The following is a 6,612-nucleotide window of genomic DNA, read 5'->3' as shown; positions in this document are numbered from 1 at the left end:
AAAAAATCAATTTAAACTTAAGTAAATACAATAAAATCTTTGTAACAAACTCTACTTTTTTAAAAACATATAGTGGAGATATTCAATCATTAAATATGAATGTAAATATTTTTGATGAAGGAACAATGACCTACTTAAGATGGTTTATAGAAGAATGCTACTTAATATGTAGTAATCTTACAGTGCATCTTTATGAGCCAGAGTTAGCTAACTATTCGAATGATAAAAAATTTAATATCAAAAGAATAAATAAATTAAATAGCACTAATGTTGAATTTTTAAAAATATTGAATGCAATTTTTGAGGTGGATCACAAGCAACTAATATCTTCAGAGAAAATTAGACTACAAATCTTTTTTTCACAGCCTTTAATGCATAAGTTATCATGGAAGGCAAGAATAAGAAAAGCATTGGATTTTTTTAAAAAGCACTCTGAATGGGAATATATTGCTGTTGAGATTATGAAGCTTCAAGAATATTTCATTGAAATAATATATAAAAAACATAGAAATTTATATAGAAAAAAACATCCTAGAGAAGTTTGCGATAAGATAGGAACTCCTATGTTGAGCTTGAACTATCCATGGGAAGTTTATATAATGAATCATCCTAATATAAAGGTAACGCAGTATTCTCTGTTTTCTAGCGTTTTAACAGTGAGTTTTGTTTTAGGAGACTCTTATGATATTAGATGCTATTATTTATATCCTATAATAATTAAGATGTTAAAAAGATATGAAAGTATAAGTGGGATTGATAAAGAAGTAGTAGAATTTTTTGATAAACTAGTAAGGCAAGGTAAAGTAATTGCGGTCGATTCAATAGATGAGTTAGAAAGGATATGCCAATATGAAGTTTAATATAGGTCAAATTGAAGTTGGTCATGGTTGTAGACCTTTAGTGATTCCAGAAATAGGGATTAATCATAATGGTAGTTTAGTGGTTGCGAAAGAAATGGTGTACGCAGCATATAAAAGTGGTGCTCGTATTGTGAAACACCAAACGCATATAGTAGAAGATGAGATGAGCGGTGCAGCTAAGAGTGTAATTCCAGGAAATGCGGATATTTCTATATATGATATCATGGAAAAAGCAGCATTAAATGAATCTGATGAATACGAATTGATGAAGTATACAGAATCGCTAGGTATGGAATTTATCAGTACTCCTTTTTCACGAGCGGCAGCAGAGCGGTTAGAAAAATTTGGGGTAAAAGCTTATAAAATTGGATCAGGCGAAATGAATAATCTCCCTTTAATTCGACATATTGCACGATTTGGTAAGCCTATGATTGTGTCTACGGGGATGAATGATCTTGAAAGTATCCAACGGACCGTGGCGATTCTAGAAGAAGAAAAGGTACCTTTTGCATTACTACATACGACTAATTTATATCCAACCAAGCCTGAGTGGGTTCGTTTGGGAGCGATGCAGGAGATGATGCAAGCCTTTCCACATGTACCTATTGGATTATCGGACCATACCGTTAATAATAACGCTTGTATCGCAGCTATGGCATTAGGAGCAGTCATATTAGAACGTCATTTCACCGACTCTATGAATCGCAAAGGTCCAGATATTGTATGTTCTATGGATCCAAAGGCTTTACAAGAATTGCTGAGCGCAGCACAGGAAGTACCAGCTATGCTAGGTGGAAAGAAAGCCCCAATTCAAGAAGAACAAGTGACTATCGATTTTGCCTATGCAACAGTTGTTACCATTGCAGATATTAAAGCAGGTGATGTGTTTACCACTGATAATGTATGGGTAAAACGACCTGGAACGGGACAAATTTTAGCGAAAGACTTCGAACATATTTTAGGTAAAACTGCGAAGGTAGATATTTCAAGTGATACTCATCTTACTTGGGATATGATAGAGTAATACTATGAAACGAATTGTTTTTATTACGGGCACAAGAGCTGATTATGGTAAGTTAAAATCTTTAATGCTATCAGTAGAAGCAGCATCTGACTATGAATTACATATTTATGTGACTGGGATGCATCTGTTATCTGAATATGGTTCTACTTTTAAAGAGGTTGTAAAGGATGGGTATAACCATATTTATATTGCAAGAGAAAATATGCCAACCTATAATATGTCTGCGGATTTAGGTAAAGGTATCTCTAATTTCACCCAATACATAGGAGAAGTAAAACCGGATTGTATCGTTGTACATGGTGATCGTGGAGATGCCTTGATGGGTTCGATTGTGGGGGCATTTAATAATATACATGTCATTCATATAGAAGGAGGCGAGATCACGGGTACGATTGATGAATCTATACGCCATGCGATTACGAGATTTGCCCATGTGCATCTAGTAGCCAATGAACAAGCAAAAGAAGTACTTTTAGCTATGGGGGAAGATGAGGCGCGTATTAAAGTTATAGGATCTCCCGATATTGATATTATTAAACATAAAAAGTTAGGTTCCATTGATGATATAAAGGAAAAGCTGGGGATTTTATATGATTCTTATGCGATTTTATTATTTCATCCAGTTGTGACAGAAGTGAAGAACTTGCAAGCTCAGGTAAAAGAGATTATTCAGGCCTGTAAAATGAGTGGCAAACAGTATGTTGTGATTTACCCAAATAATGATACTGGTAGTCAAACTATTCTTGATGCCTATAAAGAATTAGACACTTGTACTGAATTCACTTTGTTTAAGTCGATAGGATTTGAGGATTTTTTAGTACTATTACAACATGCACAATTTATGCTTGGTAATTCTAGTGCGGGTGTACGTGAGGCTCCGTATTTTGGAGTACCAACCATCGATATTGGTAGCCGACAACATGGACGTTATTCTGCAGAGAATACAAGTATTGTTCACGTAGAGTGTCAACAAGATATTATTGTATCGGCAATAGAATCCTTACTGGATAGATACGAAGTTTCTCATAGTTGGGGTAAAGGTAATAGTTCAGAATTATTTATGGAACTTTTAAAACAACCAGCGTTTTGGAACACATCATTACAAAAACGTTTAAGTTATTAAGGAATAGTTTACTATGTATCAAGATAAAAGAATTCTAGCTATTATACCAGCAAGAGGGGGTAGTAAAGGTATTCCCCATAAAAATATTATTAATTTATGCGGGAAACCGTTGATAGCGTATACCATTGAATCAGCTAAGCAATCTACGTACATTGATACTGTTATAGTAAGTACGGATGATGTTGATATACAACGGATTGGCGAGGACTATGGGGCATCAGTTCCATTTCTTAGAGATGCTAAGATTGCCTCTGATGAAGCAACAACGATTTCTGTTGTTGTCGATGCTGTAGAACGATTAAAAGAAAAAGAGCAAATATTTGATGCTGTAGTATTATTACAGCCAACATCACCGTTACGGACTACTGAAGAAATTGATGTAGCAATTGATGTATTCTTTCAAAATGAGATGAAAGGAGTAGTTAGTGTGAATGTTGCTGAAGTTTCACCATTTTTATTGCGTACTATTAAGGGCTCACAATTACAACGTATTATTAGTGAAAATAGTACGATTCGAAGACAGGATATGCCAACCTATTATGAGGTAAATGGCGCAATTTATATTAATGCAATTTCAGATATTAAAGAGTCATTGAGCTTTAATGATAATCCTATTCCATATATTATGAGTTGTGAACGCTCCGTTGATATTGATACTTGGGATGATCTTGAAAAAGCAAAGTACTATTTGAATAATAAGCGAAGATAGAAAATAAATATCTGAATGAGGAATATGGTAACTATTATATGTTAGATAAATGAGTGTTTAGCTACTTTAATCTAATTTTTACAATTTATAGATGTACTCTATAACCTATTATTGAATACAAGGCGTAAACTTGATACAATAAAGAATGAATAAAAGACTATCACGAAAGGTGATAGTCTTTGTCATATGTGGATAAATAAGAGGAAGTTTATGAATACAGTTAGTGTGCTGATTTTAACAAGAAATGAAGAACAGAATATTAAGGATTGTATAAAAAGTTGTCAACCCTTTGCTGATGAAGTGATTGTTGTTGATGATGGTAGTGAAGATAATACAGTATCCATTGCAGAGGTATTAGGAGCAAAAGTAGTGAATCGTTCAATGAATGGTGATTGGGGAGCACAACAAACATTTGCTATAGAGCAAGCCAGCAGTCATTGGATATTCTTTATTGATGCAGATGAACGGTGTAGTCCAGAATTATGTAAAGAAATTAAATTAGCTATACAAGGAGAAGATTTAGCATATTGGATACAGCGTCATAATCGCTTTCATTATAATGTCGCTACTCATGGAGTACTACGGCCAGATTATGTATGTCGGTTGATGCCGAAAGAAGGTTCCTATGTAGAAGGGTATGTTCATCCTGCAATTATTACACCCTACGATAAGAAGCAATTAACAGCACCTATGTATCATTATACCTATGATAATTGGGATCAATATTTTAATAAATTAAACAAATATACAACCTTATCAGCAGAAAAATATAAAAAGGCTAATAAATCTGTCTCCTTTTTGAAAGATATTGTGTTTCGGCCATTCTGGGCATTTATTAAAATGTATCTTTTACAAGGTGGTATTTTAGATGGGAAAATGGGATGGGTCTTGTCTGTGAATCATTACTTTTACACCATGACAAAATATGTGAAGTTGTATTATTTATATAAATCCAATGGTAAGTTGTAATTAAGGTATTATAAGGTTACGGTAAGGAGTTCTCATGCGAGTTGCCATATTAGAAAGTATTATCATGCCAGCTGGTCATGAAGTAGAATTTGATAGAATCCTTGTGAACGAAATGAAACGGCAAGGACATAAACCTATGTTTTTTGTGCCCGAAAAATTTCCGTTTAAAGTTGATTATGGAGTTCCTGTTCATGAGTTACAAGGTGGCGAAGTTGTGACGTATGCAGGAGCAACTTGGTATCAAAAAATCTGGCGATCCTTACAACGTGAAAAACGACGTGTGGACTGGTTTAATAGTGCTTATGAATTAGCAAAACAAGGTGCTTGCGACGCCATACTTATTCCTACAGCGACATATCGCTATATTAAATCTTTGCTGAGAAGTGAATTAAAAAACTCGCCAGTTCCTGTACATATCATATTTCATGGCATTAATCCTAAGGAACACCCTAAGTTTGAAAAACAAGCTAGACGTATACAGACCTACAAGAATGTTCATCTGCATGTCATTACCTTGCGAAATGATTTTGCCAATAGTGGGTTAAGCAATGTTCAATTAGTAGCTCCACCTGTGTTTAAGCCAGTATTTGATACTACTGGATCTCTAAAAAGGAACGAGGGACCACTACGAATTGGCTTTTTTGGACAATTCCGTAAAGAAAAAAATCTAGAACCATTTATACAAGCCTTTATACATGCAAAGTTTTCAGTACCTGTTGAATTAGTAGTACAAGGTGCAACGGCCAAACCAGAAGATGCAGCTTTATTTACTTCACTTATAGAAAAGTACAAGTATATTCCAAATATTGTATTCCGTCATGAAAACTTGATTGGTAAAGATTGGGAAGATGCTTTATTATCGGTGGATGCTATTGTAATGCCGTATGCAGCTGAAAGATATAGATACCATTGGGGAGCGATGCTATTTACAGCCATTGGATATAACAAACCAGTACTAGTGTCTCCAGAGTTAAATCCAGAGGTATTAGAACAATTTCCTGTTGGATGTGTGATACAATCATTAGAAGAAACGGATATTATTTGTGCTATGCAAGAATTAGTAGACTTGTTAAGTACAAAAAAAGCAGAAACTAAAGTTGCCTTGGAAAAGGCTAATGAGGTATATAGTCATGAGGCGCTAATTCGAGGAATTTTGGAAGAAAAGCTAGAATAAAATAATTATAGCTACATATTATAAATAACTAGTAAAGATCTAGTAAATGAGGTAATGATAATAAACGGATGATTAATAAAAAGTGCCATGTTTTTACTCCTGCGCATATTGTAGATATTATGCTCGATGAAGTAGGATATATAGAAAACTTATATGGAAAAAGTTTTTTAGAGAATTCCTGTGGAACTGGACATATCCTGTGCAAGGCAGTTAAAAGATATATAAAAGATTGTAGAAAAAATAAAATTAATGATGCTCAAATTAAAATTGGATTAGAGAATGATTTTTTCGCAGTAGAATATGACGCGTTGAACTTTGAACAGTGTAAAAGAAATTTAGATTTAATTATAAAGCGCGAAGGACTTGAGAACGTAAATTGGAATATTGTAAATGAAGATTTTCTAGTACTACCTATAAAAAAAACATTTGATTATATTGTAGGGAATCCTCCCTATATATCATATACAGATATTAGTAAAGATATGAGAGCGGATATTAGAAAAAAATTCATGTCTTGTGAAAAAGGAAAGTTTGATTATTGCTATCCATTTATTGAATTAATCTTAAATTATTTAAGTAAAAATGGTAAAATGGCATATTTACTTCCTAATAATATATTTAAAACTGTATTTGGTAAATCCTTAAGAAATATACTATTAGATATGATAAAAAAATTTTTAGATTATAAAGATGAAAAAATATTTAAAGGTATTTTAACTTCATCAGCTGTTGTAATTTGTTATGAAAATAAAA

General features: G+C 33.3%; 7 protein-coding genes. All 7 read left to right on the top strand.

Going from position 1 to position 6,612, the window contains the following annotated elements:
- Nucleotides 1-860: glycosyltransferase family 52 (locus EO111_RS08210; RefSeq protein WP_164727634.1), on the top strand; the 860-nt coding region annotated here is incomplete at its 5' end.
- Nucleotides 850-1,884, top strand: coding sequence for an N-acetylneuraminate synthase family protein (locus EO111_RS08205; protein WP_127011259.1), 1,035 nt, complete (start codon nt 850-852; stop codon nt 1,882-1,884). The genes EO111_RS08210 and EO111_RS08205, both read left to right, overlap by 11 nt.
- A 4-nt stretch (nt 1,885-1,888) precedes the next feature.
- Entirely contained in the window at nt 1,889-3,007 is a 1,119-nt protein-coding gene (gene neuC / locus EO111_RS08200; protein ID WP_127011258.1) for a UDP-N-acetylglucosamine 2-epimerase, read from the top strand.
- A gap of 13 nt (nt 3,008-3,020) precedes the next feature.
- Nucleotides 3,021-3,716 (top strand): cytidylyltransferase domain-containing protein, encoded by a 696-nt coding sequence (locus EO111_RS08195; protein WP_127011257.1) that lies wholly within the window; start codon nt 3,021-3,023, stop codon nt 3,714-3,716.
- 210 nt (nt 3,717-3,926) lie between these two features.
- The gene (locus EO111_RS08190; protein WP_127011256.1) at nt 3,927-4,685 is read left to right on the top strand and encodes a glycosyltransferase family 2 protein; all 759 of its coding nucleotides are present in this window, start codon (nt 3,927-3,929) and stop codon (nt 4,683-4,685) included.
- 34 nt (nt 4,686-4,719) lie between these two features.
- Nucleotides 4,720-5,859 carry a glycosyltransferase gene (locus EO111_RS08185; RefSeq protein WP_127011255.1) on the top strand — a complete coding sequence of 380 codons (1,140 nt, stop codon included), beginning with the start codon at nt 4,720-4,722 and terminating at the stop codon, nt 5,857-5,859.
- Nucleotides 5,860-5,927: 68 nt separating this feature from the next.
- Nucleotides 5,928-6,612, top strand: a 685-nt coding sequence (locus EO111_RS08180; protein WP_164727633.1) for an Eco57I restriction-modification methylase domain-containing protein, incomplete at its 3' end; no start/stop codon positions are given.

This window comes from Veillonella sp. CHU594 (assembly GCF_003992265.1).
In the GTDB taxonomy this organism is placed as follows: domain Bacteria; phylum Bacillota; class Negativicutes; order Veillonellales; family Veillonellaceae; genus F0422.
This window is presented reverse-complemented; position numbering and strand designations above follow the sequence as displayed.